The sequence below is a fragment of the Leeuwenhoekiella aestuarii genome, assembly GCF_004104055.1.
Taxonomy (GTDB): domain Bacteria; phylum Bacteroidota; class Bacteroidia; order Flavobacteriales; family Flavobacteriaceae; genus Leeuwenhoekiella; species Leeuwenhoekiella aestuarii.
On the sequence record NZ_QOVJ01000002.1, the window covers coordinates 229,056 to 247,904 of the forward strand.

8 protein-coding genes are annotated in these 18,849 nt (G+C 39.2%); all 8 read left to right on the forward strand.

Going from position 1 to position 18,849, the window contains the following annotated elements:
- Positions 1-10: 10 nt before the first annotated feature.
- The 8 genes from DSM03_RS06975 (at position 11) to DSM03_RS07010 (ending at position 18,835) form a co-directional block, all read left to right on the forward strand.
- Positions 11-3,118 (forward strand): glycoside hydrolase family 2 TIM barrel-domain containing protein, encoded by a 3,108-nt coding sequence (locus tag DSM03_RS06975; protein ID WP_128761143.1) that lies wholly within the window; start codon positions 11-13, stop codon positions 3,116-3,118.
- A gap of 10 nt (positions 3,119-3,128) precedes the next feature.
- The gene (locus DSM03_RS06980) at positions 3,129-5,090 is read left to right on the forward strand and encodes a glycoside hydrolase family 97 protein (protein ID WP_128761142.1); all 1,962 of its coding nucleotides are present in this window, start codon (positions 3,129-3,131) and stop codon (positions 5,088-5,090) included.
- A 112-nt stretch (positions 5,091-5,202) separates the two neighbouring features.
- Entirely contained in the window at positions 5,203-8,496 is a 3,294-nt protein-coding gene (locus DSM03_RS06985) for a VCBS repeat-containing protein (RefSeq protein ID WP_236643938.1), read from the forward strand.
- Positions 8,496-9,386, forward strand: a complete 891-nt coding sequence (locus tag DSM03_RS06990) for a glycoside hydrolase family 16 protein (protein WP_128761140.1) — start codon at positions 8,496-8,498, stop codon at positions 9,384-9,386. Before DSM03_RS06985 ends, DSM03_RS06990 begins: the two co-directional genes overlap by 1 nt.
- Positions 9,383-10,570 (forward strand): glycoside hydrolase family 88/105 protein, encoded by a 1,188-nt coding sequence (locus tag DSM03_RS06995; protein WP_201740417.1) that lies wholly within the window; start codon positions 9,383-9,385, stop codon positions 10,568-10,570. The genes DSM03_RS06990 and DSM03_RS06995 overlap by 4 nt, the downstream gene beginning before the upstream one ends.
- 6 nt (positions 10,571-10,576) lie before the next feature.
- Positions 10,577-12,616, forward strand: a complete 2,040-nt coding sequence (locus DSM03_RS07000; RefSeq protein WP_128761139.1) for a DUF2264 domain-containing protein — start codon at positions 10,577-10,579, stop codon at positions 12,614-12,616.
- Positions 12,617-12,907: 291 nt separating this feature from the next.
- Positions 12,908-16,039 (forward strand): beta-galactosidase, LacZ type, encoded by a 3,132-nt coding sequence (gene lacZ, locus DSM03_RS07005; RefSeq protein WP_236643939.1) that lies wholly within the window; start codon positions 12,908-12,910, stop codon positions 16,037-16,039.
- A gap of 51 nt (positions 16,040-16,090) precedes the next feature.
- Positions 16,091-18,835 carry a hypothetical protein gene (locus DSM03_RS07010; protein WP_128761138.1) on the forward strand — a complete coding sequence of 915 codons (2,745 nt, stop codon included), beginning with the start codon at positions 16,091-16,093 and terminating at the stop codon, positions 18,833-18,835.
- Positions 18,836-18,849 lie beyond the last annotated feature (14 nt).

Here is an 18,849-nt window from a genome sequence, read left to right on the forward strand (position 1 = left end):
TAAATAATAGATGAGAAAAACACTAGTTAGTATTTTGACCGTATTCACTTTTTGTAGTGGTATCGCTCAAAACCAGAAGAATGAATGGGAAAACCCTACAGTTTTAGACCGCAATAAAGAAGAAGGGCGTAGTGCTTTTGTTCTTTATGAAAGTATGCAAGCTGCAGAAAGTCGTTCTCCGGAAAATTCATTGCTTTATAAAAGCCTTAACGGTAACTGGAAATTTAATGTAGTTAAGAATCCAGTATCTAGGCCTCAGGATTTCTACAAAACAGACCTTAATGACAGCGATTGGAGTACGATAAAGGTACCATCTAACTGGGAAACCGAAGGTTTTGATATTCCTATTTACACCAATGTAGCTTATCCTTTTCCTAAAAATCCACCTTTTATTAACGGAGAGTATAATCCTGTAGGAAGTTACAGAACAACTTTTACCATCCCTGAAAATTGGGACGATAAAGAGGTTATTTTAAGTTTTGGGTCTATCTCTGGCTATGCCCGCATTTTTGTGAATGGCGAAGAGGCTGGTATGACCAAAGCTTCAAAAACTCCAGCCGAATTTGATATTACAGATTTGCTTAAAAAAGGAGAAAATCTGCTAGCTGTGCAAGTCACGCGCTGGCACGATGGGAGTTATCTGGAGGATCAGGATTTCTGGCGTTTAAGCGGTATAGAGCGTAATGTGTTTCTTCAGGCAATGCCAAAAACTACTATTTGGGATTTTAAGGTGGTTAGCGATCTGGATGCCAATTATAAGGATGGGATGTTTCAGGCAGCTATAGATATTCGGTCTTTTGAAAAAAGCAAGGTGAAAAATGTACGTTTACAGGTGGCGCTTTTCGATGAAAAAGGAAACTTAATGTATGCAGAAAAGAAAGCGGTCCCTGGCGAGGGTGGTACAATTTCTTTTGAAAGAACAATTCCTAATGTAAAAAAATGGAGTGGAGAGACACCTACATTATATACTTATAGTTTAAAACTCGAAGATAAAAACGGACAAACACTGGCAACTACTGCTGGCCGTACCGGTTTTAGAAAAGTTGAACTTAAAAATGCGCAACTTTTAGTCAATGGCAAGGCGGTAACCGTTCACGGTGTGAACCTTCACGAGCATCACCCGGATAAAGGTCACGTTCCTGATCTTGAAATGACACGTAAAGATTTTGAATTGATGGCACGTAACAACATCAATGCTGTGCGTATGAGTCACTATCCGCACGGGCAACAAGTATATGACCTTGCAGATGAATTTGGTTTTTATATAGTTGACGAAGCAAATATTGAAACCCACGCGATGGGTGCAGAATGGCAAGGTAATTTTGATAAATCAAAACATCCTGCTTATTTAGAAGAGTGGGCACCGGCACATTTAGATCGTATTAAAAGAATGTATGAAATGGATAAAAATCATTCATCTATCATTTTATGGTCTATGGGTAATGAGTGTGGTAACGGTCCTGTTTTTTATGAAGCTTATGACTGGTTAAAAGCTACAGATCCTACACGACTGGTAACATTTGAACAAGCTGGTGAAAACCGAGATACAGATGTAGTTGCACCTATGTATCCGGGTATTCGCAGTATGAAAGAATACGCAGAACGTACTGATGTGACCCGCCCATTTATTATGTGTGAGTATTCTCATGCGATGGGTAACAGTAGCGGTAACTTCAGAGAATACTGGGATATTATAGACAGTAGCCCACATATGCAAGGAGGTTTTATCTGGGATTGGGTAGACCAGGGATTGCGAGCAGAGACTGAAGAAGGTCGTGAATACTGGGCATATGGTGGTGATCTTGGCGGAAAAGACTTGCAAAATGATGAGAACTTCAACGCAAATGGATTGATAACCGCAGACCGTGAACCGCATCCTTCATTAGCTGAAGTTAAAAAGGTTTATCAAAATATAGAATTTAAGCTTGAAGGAAATACGCTTCAAGTGAATAATAAATACAACTATACCAATCTTGAAGAATTCAATTTTATTTGGAAATTACTTAAAGATGGTCAAGAGGTTTCAAACGGTGCATTTAACGTTTCAGCAGCACCAAATACTAAAGAAAATGTTGCGTTGAATCTACCCGAAACTACAGATGGTGAGTATTACCTTAGTGTTTTTGCCTTGACAACATCAGGTTCTACGTTAATACCCGCAGGATATAATTTAGCTAGTGAACAATTTAAATTAGGAGGTACAGACTTTTTTGCTGAAACTAAAGATATTTCAACAGCAGGAGCATTAGTCTACGAACAAGAAGGTGATTCTTTGATATTTAGTACTGAAAAATTATCAGGTGTTTTCAATTTGAAAACCGGTAAAATTCAGGAATATAAATTTAAAAATGATGCTTCTGTAATTACACAATTTCCACAGCCTTATTTCTGGAGAGCTCCTACAGATAATGATTTTGGTAACGGAATGCCAAATAAACTAGCTGCCTGGAAAGAAGCGACAAAAAGTCCTGTGGTGACAAAATCGCTTGTAGGTTTAAAAACTGAAGAAGGTCTTCCAGTAACAGTAACGTATACTTTACCGAATATCGCCGCGGCTTACACCGTTGATTATTTAATTGAAAATTCAGGAGCAATTAAAGTTACTGCCCATATCGAATTTCAGAATGAAAAAACACCCGAAATGCCTCGTTTTGGAATGCGAATGGTTCTGGATGGCCAGTATGACAATTTGGAATATTACGGTCGTGGTCCCTGGGAGAATTATTCAGACCGCAAGGAATCAGCCTTTATGGGTACTTACGAAGATAAAGTAGAAAACCAGTTCACCTGGACGTACATTCGTCCGCAAGAATCGGGTTATCATACCGATGTTCGATGGTTAACTTTAAGCGATACATCAGGAAATGGGTTAAAAATAGAAGGAGCTCAACCCCTAGGATTTAGTGCGCTTGATGTTTCTACAGAAGACATTGATCCAGGTATGACCAAAGCTCAAAAACACCCCACAGATTTAACTGTAGAAGATAAAGTGTTTCTTCATGTAGATCTTAAACAACGCGGTTTAGGGGGGCTTAATAGTTGGGGACAATATCCATTTAAAGAATACAGATTAGAGGATAAAACCTACACATACAGTTACACAATCTCTTTATTTTAATCGTTTTTAGATGAAAATTATAAGCTTAAAAAATATTGCTCAGGCATTTATTTTTATCACTGTACCATTGGTCTGGAGTCAAGCTTCGGTTGTTAAGGTGACCAGTCCAGATGAAGGTTTGGTTGTTCAACTTAAGCTAAAGGACAGTAAGGTTTTTTATTCTGTAGAACTTGATGGTGAATCTTTTTTGGAAGATTCACCATTAGGTTTAATGACTTCGAAAGGAGATTTCACAAAAGGACTTACTTTTGAAAACTCAGATATAAAACGAATTTCTGATTCGTATACTTTGACAAACGCTAAAGTGAGTAAGGTGACTTATATAGCAAATGAGCTTGTAGCAAATTTCACCAATGCTAAGAAAGACACTTTAACAATAGTTTTTAGTTTACAAGATAACGATTTCGCTTTCTCATACAGGTTAATTGGTAAAGACCTGAATACTAAAGTTAAAATTTTATCTGAAGCTACAGGATTTAATTTACCAGATGATGCGACGTCTTTTATTACGCATCAAGCTTTACCGCTAACAGGTTGGGAAGAAACTAAACCATCTTACGAAGAAGAATATACTTTTGACGAAAAATTAGGAACACCGTCACAATATGGTGTAGGTTATACATTCCCTGCGTTGTTTAAAAATGCAGAGAAGGGATGGATTTTAATTTCTGAAACCGGAGTTGACGGCAGTTATCCCGGTTCGCGTCTTGGAGAATCTAATGCAGACGGACTATTCCCAATACAATTTCCTCAGGAAGGTGAGAACAACGGGATAGGAGATACGTATGCAGCCATGGCAATGCCTGTTCAAACACCCTGGCGTACAATTACATTGGGTAAGACGCTAAAACCTATAGTTGAAACAACTGTAGCATTTGATCTGGTTACACCAAAATATGAACCTACAGTAGATTATAAGACGGGTAGATCTACCTGGAGCTGGATTGTATGGCAGGACGATAGCATAAACTACGAAGATCAATTGAAGTTCATTGAGCTCTCTGCAGCGCTTAATTTTGAGTATATCCTTATCGATAATTGGTGGGACGCGCGTATAGGGAGAGATAGAATGGAAGAATTGGTAGCTTATGCCCGTTCTAAAAATGTTTCGGTACTGTTGTGGTACAACTCAAACGGCTATTGGAGCAATGCTCCGCAAACCCCACAGGATTTAATGAATACCGCTTATAAGCGCCAGCGCGAAATGGCCTGGATGCAAAAAATAGGCGTTAAAGGAATAAAGGTAGACTTCTTTGGAGGAGATAAGCAAATCACCATGCAGCTCTATGAAGATATTCTCAATGATGCTAATAATTACGGTTTAGGAGTGGTTTTTCACGGCTGTACCCTACCTCGCGGATGGGAACGTATGTATCCTAATTATATGTCTTCAGAAGCGGTGCTGGCTTCAGAAAATTTGATTTTCACTCAGGATGCTTCAGATAAACACGCTTTTAAAAGTACTATCCTTCCGTTTGTAAGAAATGCAGTTGGTGCAATGGATTTTGGCCCGGTGTTTCTTAATAAACGTCTTACTAAAGATCAAACAGGAGGATCTTTGCGCAAAACAACCGAAGCCTTTGAGTTAGCAACCGGCGTCCTGTATTTTTCGCCTATTCAGCACTTTGGCTTAACACCAAATAATCTGGTGGAGCAACCTGAATTTGTGCTTGATTTTTTGAGAACAGTTCCTGCGGTTTGGGATGAAACGCTTTACATAGGCGGAGAACCCGGAGATTATTCTGCAATTGCGAGAAGAAAAGATGATAAATGGTATTTGGCCATAACTAATGGAGAACAAAAGGATAAAACGTTAAAGCTTGAACTTCCTATGTTGAAAAACAAAGAAGTGACTCTTATTTATGACGCAAAAGATCGTTCTGCAGCAACTAAAACGGTAAAAATAAAAAAGAACGGAACATTTAATATCGATGTTTTGGGAGAAGGTGGTGCGCTACTTATCTCGCAATAATTAAGATTAAAACATTAATTGATAAATGAAATCTTCAAACCACATACTATTCATTATTCTAATATTTTCAGGGTTTCTGGTTGTGGGATGTAAAGAAAAGCAATCTTTATTTTTGGAGAGATCAATAGCAGATACAAGGTTAGATTTTGAAAATATCCTAGTAGAAACTCCAGACTATAACGTTTTGACTTATGAATACTTTTACAATGGAGCAGGAGTAGGTGTAGGTGATTTAAATGGTGACGGCTTAGCTGATGTGTATCTCTCAGGAAACCAAGTTGAAAATAAACTGTTTCTTAATAAAGGTGATTTTAAATTTCAAGATATCACCCAAAAAGCTGGAATTGAAGAAAAAGAGGGTTGGAAAACGGGTGTAAGTATAGTAGATGTTAATGGAGACGGACTATTAGATATTTATTTATCCTATTCGGGAAATGCTCCCGGAGAATCTGTTACAACCCCTGTGCGTAAAGATTATCAAGGTCGTACAAATCAATTATTCATCAATACAGGCAACTCTTCTGAAGGTATTCCGGTTTTTGAAGAAAAGGCTCAGGAATATGGACTCTCGGCTGTTGGGACTTTCAGTACGCAGGCTTATTTTTTAGATTACGATCTAGATGGTGATTTGGATATGTTTCTTCTTAATCACGCCAATAAATTTTACAATACCTTATTTAATGTCGGTGTACTTAGAAAGAAACGCCATCCCTATTATGGCAATAAATTTTTCAAAAACAACAATAATCTTTTTGAAGAAGTTTCTGAGGAAACCGGGATTATAGGTTCAGGTGTAAATTTTGGGTTAAGTGCTGCTATAAGTGATCTCAATCAAGATGGCTACCCTGATATTTATGTAACCAATGATTATGAGGAGCAAGATTTTTTATACTTAAATAACGGTGATGGAACTTTTAAGGAAGTAACGAAAACTGTGTTTAGTCACTTGTCTAATTTTGGAATGGGTTCTGATATTGCAGACATCAACAACGACGGATTGCAAGATATTTTTGTGGCTGATATGTGGCCAGAAGATAATTATAGGCAAAAAGCGCTAAAAGGTCCCGATCAATACAATAGATATCAGCGTCTTATAGATAGTGGTTATCATTATCAGTATATGCGCAACACGTTACAATTGAACAGAGGACTTTCTCCTAAAGATTCAATTTTACGGTTTAGTGAGGTTGGGCAACTATTTGGTGTTTCAAATACAGACTGGAGTTGGGCACCTTTACTGGCAGATTATGACAACGACGGTCGTAAAGATTTATTCATAACCAATGGTTTTTTAAGAGATTTCAGCAATCTCGATTTTCTGAATTATACTGTTAATAATGCTGTTCAAAAAGCACAGGATAATCAACAAGCAATAGATTTACCGAAGCTTATAAGTGAGATGCCTGCAACCAAGGTAGCTAATTATGCTTATCAGAATACCGGAAGTCTACGATTTAAAGATGTTACACAAGAATGGGGTTTTTCGCAAAAAACGGTTTCTAATGCTGCTGCTTATGCAGATTTTGATAATGATGGAGATTTGGATCTTATTATAAATAATCTAAATCAGCCGGTTCTGGTTTATGAAAATACTGCTCAAAATGAAAAGAATAATTTCATAAAAATCAAACTTGAGGGGAATACTAAAAATACGCAAGCACTAGGGGCTAAAGTTTATGTCAATTTAGAGAATGGGACTTCTATTTTTCAGGAAGCGTATTACGGTAGAGGATATCAATCTTCAGTAGAATCCATTATGACTATTGGTATAGGGGAAGCTGAGCGTATTAAAAACTTACAAGTCATTTGGCCTTCTAAGACGGTTACAGAATTAGATAATCTTGATGTTAACCAAACGCTAACTCTTTCAGAGAATGATGCCAAGAATTCTTTAATATTTGAACTCATTCCGAAAGACCAATTGCTTACTGATATTACCCAAGATTCTCAGCTAAATTTTAAGCATACTGAGAATGATTATGTCGATTTTAATAGCGAAAGTTTAATTCCCTATCAACTTTCAAAAATGGGAGGTAAGGCAAGTGTTGCTGATGTCAATGCAGACGGTAATGATGACGTTTACCTGGAAGGAGCACGAGGACAAACCGGTTTTTTATATTTAGGTACAGACACCGGAACTTTAGAAGAGCACAATATAAATCAGCCCTGGACAAGTACTTTAGATAGTTCGCAAGAAGATACTGCCTCTTTGTTTTTTGATGCAGATGGAGACCAGGATTTAGATTTATACATCGTAAGCGGCGGAAATGAGAAGTTTAATGGTGATGCCTATTATCAAGACCGTTTATATATCAATGACGGAAAGGGATCGTTTCGCAAAGCGGAAAATAGCCTCCCGGATATGAAGTTTAGTGGAGGTGTTATTACAGCTTCAGATTTTGATAAAGATGGAGACGTTGATCTTTTTGTAGGTGGGCGCTTGAACGCAAATAGTTATCCCCTTATTCCTCGAAGCACGATTTTGCTTAATGATGGTAAGGGAAATTTTTCAGCATTAAGAAATTTTGATCTTGAAAAAGTAGGAATGCTTACTGACGCTGTCTGGGAAGATATTAATGCGGATTCCTGGCCAGATCTAGTACTTGTTGGTGAGTGGATGCCTGTCACAATTTTTATAAACACAAACGGAATACTTAAAGATCAAACAAAAGCTTATGGTTTAGCCGATTCAAATGGCTGGTGGTTAACCATAAAATCTCACGACATTGATGGTGATGGGGATACTGATTTTTTATTGGGGAATCTAGGAGCAAATACCCCTTTTACGGCTTCGGTTACAGAACCTATGCGTTACTACGTTCAGGATATAGATAATAACGGTCGTATAGACCCTATTTTGACGCATTATATCAATGGAGTAAGTTACCCCGTTCCTGGCAGAGATGAACTATTAGGGCAAGTCCCGGTTTTGAAGAAATACTATAAAACTTACGAAAGTTATGCTGCTACATCTACAGATGATTTACTGAAAACCGCAGCAATTAAACCGCGTTTTACATATCAAATTAATGAACTCAAATCCTCTTATTTAGAGAATACAGGTAAGGGAAAGTTTAAATTGAACGTTATGCCGGAAGAACTTCAGTTTTCTGCAATACAAGATTTTGTAGTAGCTGATTTTGATGCTGATGGTCAAAATGAAATATTAGCCGCTGGTAATCTTTTTCCGTTTCGGGTAAACATTGGGCGTCTTGATGCGTCTTTCGGTACAATCTTCACCTACGATTCAGGAAAAATTTTAACTGAAGGTTTCACAAATAAAACCTGGTTAGATGGTGATGTGAGATACCTGGCTGTGATGAACTTTAATTCGGGTGAAAAGCGCTTACTGGTAATGCGTAATGATGATTTTGCGACTATGCATAAAATTAAAACTTCACGATAATGCTTGAGAGATTTACAACATATCTGATTACTTGTTTTTTTGTTTCAATAGCGCTCAGTTCGTGTGGTATTAAACCGAAGGGAAATAAGGAAGCTAAAATCTCAATACCTCAGGGTTATGAATTGATCTGGCATGATGAGTTTGATACCGGTACTAAGCCGGATTCGGATTCCTGGTCGTATGAGCACGGTTTTGTACGCAATAATGAATTGCAATGGTATCAGGAGGAAAATGCTGCTGTTGATAACGGCAATCTGGTCATTACCGGGAGACGTGAAGAGGTTGCTAACCCGGATTATAATGCAGTTAGTGGCGATTGGAGAAGAAGCCGAAAAGAAGCTCAGTATACTTCATCAAGCATCAATACAAGGGGGAAATTCCAATTTCAATACGGTATTGTAGAAGTACGGGCTAAAATTGATACCGCAAGCGGAATGTGGCCTGCGATCTGGACGTTAGGCGTTGAAAAAGGCTGGCCATCAAATGGCGAGATCGATATGATGGAATATTACCAAGTTGACGGGAAACCGCATATTTTGGCGAATGCCGCCTGGGGTCCTAGTTGGCAGAATGTTTCGTGGGACAGTGCTAAAATTCCGTTTACTGAGTTTTTAAAGAAAGACCCGCAATGGCCAGAAAAATTCCACATCTGGAAAATGGAATGGACGCCTGATTTCATCAAATTGTATCTCGATGACGAACTCCTAAACGAGATCGATTTAGCCAAAACTAAAAATTCAGATGGCTCTAATGGCTTTCAACAACCGCATTATATTTTACTCAATCTGGCGATTGGTTCCAATGGAGGTGACCCGTCACAAACGCAATTCCCCAAAGAATACCTCGTAGACTATGTACGGGTTTTTCAGAAAACAGAAAATCAATTATGAAATACGCTTTGAAACACAAATCATTCAAAACACAGGCGATTTATCTTTTCGTCTCAACCCTAATGTTGACCTCGTGCGGGGCTTCAAAATCCGGTAATTCGGCTGTAAAAGATGCTTCGCTTCCAAAGCCTGATCAGGTTTTAGCTAGTATTGATAAAGTAAACACGCATTGGCAGGAAACGCATCCCGAGCCTGCGTCTGCTTTTTGGCATCCGGCAGCGTATCATACGGGTAATATAGAAGCTTATAAAGTTACCGGTACCAAAGACTTCTTAGATTATTCTACCGCCTGGGCAGAACATAACGATTGGAAAGGTGCCAAATCTGATGATAAATCAACCTGGAAATATAATTATGGAGAAACGGATGATCACGTACTTTTTGGCGACTGGCAGATCGCATTTCAGACCTATATTGATTTGTATACGTTAGAAGGTTCTAAAGATCCTTCAAAAATCGCTCGTGCCCGTGAGGTAATGGAATACCAGATGAGCACGCCAAAAAATGAGTATTGGTGGTGGGCAGATGGTTTGTATATGGTCATGCCGGTAATGACCAAACTATACGAGGTGACCGGTAATGAGCAGTATTTAGACAAGCTCAACGAGTACCTAACCTATGCAGACAGCATCATGCTTGATGAAGAAACAGGATTGTATTTCCGCGATGCGAAATACGTCTATCCCAAACATAAAAGTCTGAATGGTAAAAAGGATTTCTGGGCACGTGGTGACGGTTGGGTTTTTGCAGGTTTAGCTAAGGTGATTCAAGATTTGCCGGCAGATGCTACGCATAGGCGTGAGTATATTGATCGTTTCAAGAAAATGGCAGTAACTCTTAAAGAAGCTCAGCAGCCGGAAGGATACTGGACACGAAGTATTCTTGATCCGGAGCATGCACCGGGACCTGAAACCAGCGGTACGGCTTTCTTTACCTATGGCTACTTATGGGGTGTTAATAACGGTATCCTTGACGCCAAAACTTATCTGCCGGTTGTAGAAAAAAGCTGGAAGTATCTTTCTGTTGTTGCCTTGCAGGAAAATGGAGCTTTGGGCTATGTACAGCCTATCGGTGAAAGAGCTATTCCCGGGCAGGTTGTTGATGTCAATTCTACTGCCGACTTTGGAGTGGGAGCCTTTCTCCTTGCGGCTTCTGAAATGTATCGATTGGTAAAAACGAACTAAAAGCAGATGATGATTTTACAAAAAAACAGTATTCTTTCAAGTTTATTTATAGGGTTACTCAGTTTATCTGTCTTAACAGCGCAGGAAATCAAACCTGCAAAAAAAGTAGATGGTGAGATGCCCTTATTTCAGGTAGAGAACCCCGATTTTAAAACGAGTCCGTATACCGGTATGACCAAAAAACATTGGGAAGATGCCGCACGGTATTTATTGGCTGGTGCCTTTAGTTATATCGACAATCTGGACGATCCTATGAAATTCCCAAAGCTTCCCGGAAAAAGCTACCCGCATAACATCGGTCGGGTTCCTACCGAAAAGCTGGAAGGTCTCGTACGCACCTTATTTGTAGCGGCTCCGCTTCTCAAAAAGGAACCCGATCTTACCTTAAACGGGATCAAAGTAGCTGAGTATTATCAACATCAATTACCCAAACTGGCTGATCCGGAAAGTGAAGCCTATATAAAACCTCGTGGAAATGGTGGTCCCAGTCAGAATCTGGTTGAATATGGTGCGCTGGCGATTTCCCTGTTCATTTCTCCCGAAACGCTATGGGATCCGTTGAGTCAGAAAGATAAAGATGCTCTAGCTGCTTCGATGCTGAGTTATGGCGACGGACCTACCGTGCCTTCAAACTGGAAGTTCTTCAACATTTTTGTACTCAGTTTTTTTGATGCGCAGGGTTACGAAGTAAACAAACCCTTATTAGAAGAATACCTGCAAAAATCCCTGGATCACTATCGCGGTCAGGGCTGGTATAATGACAATCCGGCTTACGATTACTACAGTATGTGGGCTTTTCAGGTGTACGGGCCTATGTGGGCTTCGGTTTATGGTGATACGCATTACCCGGAGATTGCAAAAGCCTTTAAAACTAATTTTCAGGATTTGGTGTATCATTATCCCTACATGTTTTCAGAAGATGGGGAGATGGTTATGTGGGGCCGCAGCATCAGTTACCGCATCGGGGCTATCAGTCCGTTTCCCTTTACCGGAACCCTTCAGGACGACACGATTAATTTTGGTTGGTTGCGCCGCATCTCTTCAGGTACATTGCTTCAGTTTTTACAGAATAGAGACTTTTTGTTAGATCGTATTCCGACTTTAGGTTTTTTCGGGCATTTTGAGCCTGCCGTACAGGTGTACAGTGCCCGCGGAAGTGTATTCTGGATGGGGAAAGCCTTTCTGGGACTTTTGGTTCCTGATGATAATCCGTTTTGGACCGCAACCGAAAATCTAGGTCCCTGGGATACCACCTTTGAAAAAGACAAGGTGTACAATAAATTTCAGGCGGCATCTAATATTCTAATCACCGATTATCCCGATATTGGCGCTGCCGAAATACGCGCCTGGTGTCACGAGAAAAAAGCAGACGACTGGCAGGGCTTTCGCAGTAGCGAAAACTATAACAAACTATCATACAATTCCGCTTTTCCGTGGCAGGCAGATGGGGAAGATGGCGAAATCTCCATGAACTATGTATTTAAAAATGCCAAAAACGAATGGGAACCCTGGCGCTTGTACACCTTTAAAAGCTATGAAAACGGCGTGTATCGTAGGGATGCAGTACTGGAAACGAACGATAAAGTGACAATGCAGTTGGCCGATATTCCGTTGCCTAATGGAATACTCCGCGTTGATCGTCAGACGAGTCAGGTGCCAGTTGAGATGCGTTTTGGGCATTATGCATTGCCGAAATTGGAAGGAAAAGAGCTGAAGCAATCCAGGCATAAAGTTGGAGATACCGAAGCCTATATTATTGATAACGGCGAGTACCAACTTGCTTTAGTACCGCTTCAGGGTTGGGATAAAACCGAGTTTGTATCAGCAGAGGGCTTAAATCCGGTTTCTGAAGAAAGCAAAACCATCAATGTTTCCGCAAGCTTTTCGCCGCAGGCTGCAACCAACATCTACGCCACGCTGATGCTTTGGAAAAAATCAGGAGAAACCTTTACAGAAGCAGAATTGATGCCGGTTACTTTAAAAAATACTTCCACCGGTGGTGAAGTTACTTTGGCAGATGGTTCAATCAAAACCATTCAATTTTAATTGTAAAACAATTTTTACGACCTGAACCAGTAATTGTTAATAAAATATTAAATTCTCTCTTTTGAAAAGGCCTTTTCATACTCTATTTATACTCTATCCTAGGCTTTGCTATGCCTTTGCCTGGGAGTTGCTCTGGCTGAGGCTCGGTTTTGAACAAAAACTACCTTTCCTGGGTGGTTGTTTCAATCCTTGTTTAAACGGGTTAGTATTTAATAAACAAAGAATAATTATGAATAAACCATCCTTTATTTGATATAGTATTTTATGCTCCTTTCTCTTAAATCAAAGTCAATGAAACGAATGCAAAACCAGTTGAGTGTAATACTAATCGTCTTAGTAGCTCAGTTAATAAATGCCCAGCAAAATTCTCCCGAGTGGCAGGACCTGAGTATTTTTGAGGTCAATACACTAAAACCGCGGGCTACTTTTTATGTTTATGATTCTGAAGGCGAAGCTTTAAAAAACGACTATTACAATTCTAATAATCTTCTTTTACTCAACGGAACCTGGAAATTTAATTTTGCTGAAACGCCGCAGACTCGGCCTGAAGATTTTTATAAATCAAATTTTGATATTTCCGGTTGGGATGATATCAAAGTGCCGGGCGACTGGCAAATGCAGGGGTATGATTTTCCGCTTTATGTAAGTGCAGGCTATACGCACGAGATCAATCCGCCTTTTGTAGATACACTTTACAATCCGGTAGGCTCATATAAGCGTAATTTTACCTTGCCTGAGAATTGGAAGGACAAGCGGGTTATCTTACACTTTGGCGCGGTAAACAGCGCATTTTATGTTTGGGTTAATGGGCAAAAAGTAGGTTACGATGAGGACAGCAAAACGCCTTCTAAGTTTGACATTACTTCAATTGTAAAAGCTGGTGAAAATGAAATTGCTTTTGAGGTGTACCGCTGGAGTGATGGTACGTATCTGGAAGATCAGGATTTTTGGCGATTGAGCGGTATCGAGCGTGATGTTTACCTGTACGCAACTCCCAAATCCTATATAGCCGATGTGTTTTTTAAAGCTGGTCTCGATTCAACCTACACCGAAGGAATTCTTGATGCTTCGGTAAGTTTGAGGAATGAATCTTCAAGGTCAAAAAAACTACAACTGCAACTAAAACTTTATGATGGTACTCAGGAAGTTTATGCCGCTGATCAGGAGGCGCGTTTAGCCGCTTCGGAAAAAGATACGCTTCAATTTCAGCATCTTATAAAACAGGTTAAAGCCTGGAGCGCTGAGCATCCCAATTTATATACAGCAACATTAAGCCTTACTGAGAACCGGAATACCTTGATGAGCACCTCATTTAAAATTGGTTTCAGATCGGTCGAGATTAAGGGCGGAAAACTTTTGGTAAATGGCAAACCCATTCTGCTTAAAGGCGTCAACCGTCACGAACACGATCAATATTCGGGTCACATGATTAGTGAAGAATCGATGCTGCGAGATATTCGGCTTTTCAAAGAAAACAACATCAACGCAGTACGTAATTCGCATTATCCCAACGATTCCAGATGGTATGAACTCTGTGATCAATACGGGATTTATATGATTGACGAGGCCAATCTGGAAACCCATGGTTTTGGTTACGATGAAGATAAAACGCCTGCTAATAAACCGGAATTCGCTGCGATGCACCACGATCGTCTCAAAGCGATGGTAGAGACCAATAAAAATCATGCATCTATTATCATTTGGTCTATGGGTAATGAAGCCGGCGACGGCCCTGCTTTTATAGACGGCTATCACTGGATCAAAAATCGGGATAATTCGCGCCCGGTCCAATATGAGCGGGCAGAGCGCGGTACCAGTTTTCAGGAACCTCATACTGACGTCATCCCGTGGATGTATGCGAGCCTGGATTACATCAAAAAGAATTACATCGGGAAATATCCGGATCGGCCTTTTATCTGGTGCGAGTATGCGCACAGTATGGGTAACAGTACCGGGAATTTGCAGGATTTGTGGGATTTTGTCTACGAGCAACCCCAAATGCAAGGCGGTTTTATTTGGGACTGGGTCGATCAGGGATTTGTAAAACAGGATAGTACGGGTGCCGATTATTGGACTTACGGCGGCGATTATGGTCCCGATCGTTACCGCCACGATGCCAATTTTGTTTTAAACGGAATTGTAAATCCCGATCGTACGCCGCATCCTGCTTTGGCAGAAGTTAAGCAGGTATATCAAAACGTAAAAATCGAAGCACGCGATACCGAAGCCCTTGAATTTACCATGAAAAACCGTTTTTTCTTTACCAATCTGGATGCTTACACCATTTCTTATGACCTATTGCGTGATGGGGTTGCGATCTCTTCCAATAACCTCGGGTCTCTTGAGGTAGCACCACAAGATTCCATTGTATTTACACTTAAGGCATTACGACTTCCCGAAGATGGGCATGAATATTTTATCAATTTTACAATACGTACTAAAACAGCCTCGCCGCTGTTGCCTAAAGACTTTGTAGTTGCCCGTGATCAAATCCTGCTCACGAATACACCGCTAACCAATAATGCATTTACCGAATCAAAAGAAAAGCTTGTTGTTACCGATTATAAAGATTCCCTGACGGTGAAAACAGATGCGGTAAGCTTGAGTTTTAGTAAAGAAACCGGGCGTTTAAAATCGTATAGTTTTAAAGGCCAAAACTATCTGAAAGAAGAAGGCGGTCTTAATTTTTGGCGCGCGCCTACCGATAATGATTTTGGGAATAACTACCCGAAGCGAGGCAAAATCTGGAAAGATGCATCCCAAAATCAGGAATTGATTTCATTTAAAGTAGTGACGAAAACCCCTGATTCGGTGTTGGTAGAATCGGTTTATCAGTTAGATACCTTACAGGCGCAGGCATCATCGCGTTTTTTGATTTACGCAGATGGAAGCCTTAAAGTAACCAACAGCCTTAATTACGCTGATTCAGAAAAAGTGGCGGAGATCCCACGTTTTGGTATGAATTTTATCCTACCCAAAACCTATGATCATGCAAAATGGTACGGCCGCGGTCCGCACGAAAATTATCAGGACCGTAAGAAATCGGCTTTTGTAGGTATTTACGAGTCTTCGGTCGCCGATTTGTATTTCCCCTACATCAGACCTCAGGAAAATGGGTATCGCACTGAAAACAGATGGATTAGCCTTACGAGCGATTCCGGTGTCGGAATTAAAATCGTAGGTCTTCCATTAGTATCCTTCAGCGCACATCACAATTATATTTCCGACTTTGATCCGGGTGAAGAAAAGCAACAGCGTCACACAATTGATATTAAACCCAGAGATTTAATCAGTTTAACTATCAATTACAAACAAACCGGAGTTGGAGGTGATAACAGCTGGGGAGCAAAGCCCCACGAAAAATATCAATTAAAACCACAGAATTATAGTTACAGTTTTATAATAAAGCCAATTACCCCTTAGTTTTATAACATCGAACTGTTAGTATGCATCAAAAAAAATCTAAAACATACTATGCAGGAATATCTACAAAATTATAAGTGTAAACCCATTAGAACACTTTTGGGTTTTCTATTAGTTCTTGTCCCTTTCTTTAGTTTTTACGCTCAAGAAGAGACCGCTCGAGAGGCTTTGGCAGAAAAAGTATACCTGCAGTTAGATAAACAAACCTATGCTCAGGGTGAAACCCTTTGGTTTAAGGCTTTAGTAACTCAGGCAAAAGACAATAAACCTTCTCCTCTTAGTGCTGTACTCCACGTAGAGCTTGTTGACGTTAATGATAAGATCATAGTCGAAAAGCAAATCCAAATAAAGAATGGAGTAGGTGATAATTTTATTGATCTTGAAAAAATCTATCCTGAGGGAAATTATCAGTTAAGAGCATATACACAATGGAATAGAAATTTTGGAGAATGGTTTATGTTTAAAACATATATTTCCATTATTGAGTATAGCAAGCAACAAACTGAAGATATATTTAATGTTATTAATCCGGAACAAGTAGCTGCTGGAGAAAACTTGAAGTTGGTTTTAAATCCAAAGCGTTTAGACAGTAGTGTGACAGATAAAGTAAACTTAAGTATAGCTTTAGATGGAAAGATTAATACATACACCGTAAAAAAAAACGAGGCTGGGATATTTTTGTTTGAAGAGAAACTACCGGTTACAGCTAATTGGGCCAAATTACTATTAGAAACGGAAAGTGGCCAGAGAAGTGTTAAGTATTTCAACTGGGCAAAGCCAGATATTGATTTGCAATTCTTCCCTGAAGGAGGACATCTAATTGCTGGAATGAATAATCAACTGGGCTTTAAAGCCATTGATCAAATGGGAAAAGGTATAGCCTTGAGCGGAGAAGTTCTAGATGAAGAAGGGGGTATCGTAGCTAAGTTTAAAAGCAACAAACTTGGGATGGGACGTTTCTTTCTTATTCCGAAAAGCTCTACATCTTATACTGCAAGAATAACCAAAGTTGAATCTTCTTTTGATACTAAGATCCTGTTTAATTTACCTCAGGTAGAAACACAGGGGACTAAACTCAGTTTAAATAGCCTTAGAGGTAATCTCCTTTTGAGCACAGAATCAACTAAAATACATAATGATACTGTTTATGTTGAGGTATCAAGCAGAGGTATTTCTATAGGAAGAATACCTCAAATTTTATCTAATGGGAAGGCGACAACCCCGGTTACTCAGCATACACTTCCTAATGGGATTATTGCATTCAAGCTACTCAATAAAAAAAATGAACCGTTGGCCGAACGTTTGTTTTACAATGAGAATAATCAAAGTTTAATACCGGTTAATCTTTCTTTAGATAAAGCAGTTTTTGAGACTCAGGAGCAAGCAAAGCTTAACATTGATTTAGGTGAAAAATCTCGGGATACAATAGCTTCTGCTTCGCTTTTAGTTGTTGCAAATCGAAAAGAATCTCCTGAATTGAATTTGAAAGAAAATATAGAGTCCTATTTATTGCTAAGTTCAGAATTAAAAGGAAAGATAGAAAACCCAACTTGGTATTTTAGCGATAAGAATAAAAATCGGCTAGCAGACCTAGAAGCCTTAATGCTTACACAAGGTTGGAGTAAATATAATTTTAGCACAAATTCTTCTGATGACTTTGATTATGAGCCGGAGTTAAGTCTCAATGTGGCAGGAGATGTTGCTGCATTATTTTCTAAAGAAAAGATGAAAGAAAATGTGTTTGTAAGCTTAATGACTTTTGCTGAAGGTCAACAAATCTTTGAACAACAAACTGACAGTTTGGGACGTTTTTATTTTTCATTACCACCCTATACCGGCACTAAAATTCGTGCTGTATTACAAACCAAAAACGAAGCAGGTAGACAGCGTGATTATACACTTAATTTGGCTCAACAAGATCAACCTGAAGTTGAATTTCCAAATCATTTTAAAAGTTCTTTTATCGATAGGGAAACTGCAAAAAAGGTTTTAGAAAACGCACAGGTTATATATAAAGAAAATCTTTATGAATACGACTCCAGCATTACTGCTCTCGATACGGTTATGATAGATAATTATGAGATGACACCTAAGCGCAAAGAAGTAGCTGATCTTTATGGCAAACCAGATACTGTAGTAAGTGGAGAAAAAATACGCGAGAATGAACCGGAGTGGTCTTTTGGGCTTTATAGTATACTTAGACAGAAATTTGGTGATGAATTAAAATTCTACAGAGTTTCAGATGATACGGGTAATTATTTAAAAGCTTACGTATTTGTTAATGAAGAAACATTGGTTTTAGTAGATGGTAGCCCAATACGGGATTATGAATATTTTTTATTGCAGACACTTCCTACAAGTGATATTAAAAGTGTTGAATTAATAAAGAATACAGCATCTAATTACAGTCAGCTTTATCTTGCAAGTCATCCTTTCTTAAGTGCTAGTGCTCCCATACCTATATCGGGAAGTATTCTGTCTATTTATACCATAGGTGGCGGTGGTATCTTAACCGCGTATAAGGCAAAGGGTATTTTGAAAACGACAATTCCTGTTTTCTCTAGAAAAAAAGAATTTTATGAGCCTAAGTATAAACTTGATAATGCTGCAGTAGAACTAAAAGAAGACAATAGAGAAACCATTGTATGGCGACCTAACCTTAATTTAAATACAGGTGGGAAAACGATTTTAAGCTTTTACAATCGGGATCTTAAGGGTGATTTTTCAATTATAGTAGAAGTACTATCTAAGGATGGAAAAATAGGTTTTGAAAAATTAAGATATCAAGTCGAATAAATAAGCCCGATTTT